General features: G+C 37.2%; 2 protein-coding genes and 2 pseudogenes. All 4 read left to right on the top strand.

What is annotated here, in order from left to right:
* Positions 1-126: 126 nt before the first annotated feature.
* Positions 127-480: pseudogene (locus HU824_RS20080) on the top strand (hypothetical protein); the annotation flags it as partial.
* Between the two features lie 74 nt (positions 481-554).
* Positions 555-1,145, top strand: coding sequence for a T6SS immunity protein Tdi1 domain-containing protein (locus HU824_RS19290; RefSeq protein ID WP_004312555.1), 591 nt, complete (start codon positions 555-557; stop codon positions 1,143-1,145).
* Positions 1,146-1,227: 82 nt separating this feature from the next.
* Complete coding sequence (locus HU824_RS19295) at positions 1,228-1,866, top strand: ankyrin repeat domain-containing protein (RefSeq protein ID WP_016274265.1); 639 nt, start codon at positions 1,228-1,230, stop codon at positions 1,864-1,866.
* A gap of 85 nt (positions 1,867-1,951) precedes the next feature.
* Positions 1,952-2,194: pseudogene (locus tag HU824_RS19300) on the top strand (hypothetical protein); the annotation flags it as partial.

Below are 2,194 nucleotides of genomic sequence, written 5' to 3' on the forward strand. Positions count from 1 at the left end.
ATGTACTCCAACTCCACACGTTGTTTCTTGGTAAGTTTTACTTCTGTGATTCTCATAGCTGTATCTTACCTTGGTATTATGCAAAAACCGTGCCAACATATGTACATTAATTTTTAGTAGCTACTTAGGTTTTATAGATTATGGCTTCATTCTTCTGTATCGGAAGGAGCCACATTTTTGGCAATGCTTTTGTTTTCGGTCATGTTAAGTACAAATGTATTAACCGCATGGGGTATATTAACCCAATACGGAATCATTGATTATCCGTCCGATACTCAATACTATATCATTGAAGGCAGTTTAATAGCATTGCTGTGTGGCAGATTTTTCTTCAAGAAAAGGTACAGAAGAATTATAACCAAGTATGAGGATGAAAACTCTGTGCAACGTAAAGTTGGAGTGTGGGCACTTACTGTATATATAGTGGCAACCTTTATTTGCTTTTTCATAGAGGCATTGCACAGACAAGGAAAAATATAATTTACCATTAACGAAGCAGGATAACGGACAAGCCGTTCCCTGCTGAACCATTATCAACCATAAAGCACATAAATATGTACGAAGAATTTTTAGAAAAGAGCCTCAATAATAAGAGGCAGGCAGTAGATGATACTTTTATTGCCAAATATGCTGATTTGTCTTATCCCGAACTGAATATTTTATGGCAGGAGGTCGGGCTGGGCAGTTATTGTAATGGGCTGTTTAAGCTTATCAATCCGTCCGATTACCAAGATGTGATAAACTCCTGTTATGAGAAGGAGGATGACAAATCGTTTCTGCCATTCATGTGTACGGCTTTCGGCGATGTCTTTGCCTATGTAAAGAACCCAAGACTGAATAATTACGTTGTTTATCTGAATGTCAGATACGGAACATATTTAATACTTCCTGCCAATCTTCGTGCAATTTTTAATAAGGTAATGGTAAATCAAAGTTTCTTGAAAGGTTGGTTTGACTTAGAAAATTATCCTGTAATACAAGAGAAACTCGGAACTCCCGACTATGACGAATGTTTCGGGTATTCCCTGCTGTTGGCTATGGGAGGAAGTGAGGACATTGAAAACATCAAGATAGTCAAGACTATTCCGTACATTGACATCTGTACACAAACAATCGGTGAATTTGAAGTTGCAGATAAATATTAGAACAGGTTGATAACAACGCAGGATAACGGACGAGCCATTCCCTGCTATCCATTAGCATTAACGTGCGACTTAAAAAGTAAATATGAAGATAGTAAATAGGACATTACTTTTTCTTGCAACGCTTTTTTGTTGTTTGGATAGTGTGAAAGCAAGTTCATTGCTCCAAGATACTATTCGGGATGAAACCTACCAGCTTTATCCGTTGGGGATTGCTTGCCGTAACAATGATATGGCAACCATAAAACGATTGCTGGCAGGAAAAGACGAACCTATGGCAATGGCTAACGATTGTTACGAGTTTGACATACTCTATACGGCAATCTACTTTGACAAAGAAGATGTACTAAAATATGCCCTTACCCGATATAAGGACATTAACGATAGAGTATATAGTGATGAATACGGGCTTACGCTCCTGACATACGCCTGCAAGCTGTCTAACGTAAAGTTAGCCCGTATTTTACTGGAGTATGGCATTAACGTAAATGGTTGTCAAAGTCCATACGACACCTACAAAGTATATCCGATTATGGAAGCCATTGCCAATAATAACATCGAACTGGTGAAGTTGCTTTTAGAATATCATGCAGACCTTGATATAAAAGATAGTAACGGCAGCACCCCTCTTGCTTTGGCTAAGGAAACAGGTGCAAAAGAGACTGAAAATTTACTTTTGCAATGGATGAAACAACAAAAAAATAATGCTAACAACGCAGGATAACGGACAAGCCGTTCCCTGCTAACCATTACCAATAACAGTGCGATAAGGTAAGCCAAAGATTTTATCATCATCAAAATTAAATACAATGGAGAAAAGTAGAGATTTTCAGTTTTTTATGACTCAAAATGATGAGCAGCAATTTTGTGAGGAATTACGAGGGTACAATCCTAATATATTCTTTTTAGATATTTCTCCTTCTTCGGAAGCTGACATTAGCAAAAGACTATATACGTCTGTTGTAAATTCATCAAGTTCTTTCTTCTCTATCGTAAATTTTGATTTGATGACAATGGAAGAATTAAAAACGAGATACAAAAAATATGGCGAA

This window comes from Bacteroides sp. L10-4, assembly GCF_013373675.1.
GTDB classification, from domain to species: Bacteria; Bacteroidota; Bacteroidia; order Bacteroidales; family Bacteroidaceae; genus Bacteroides; species Bacteroides muris.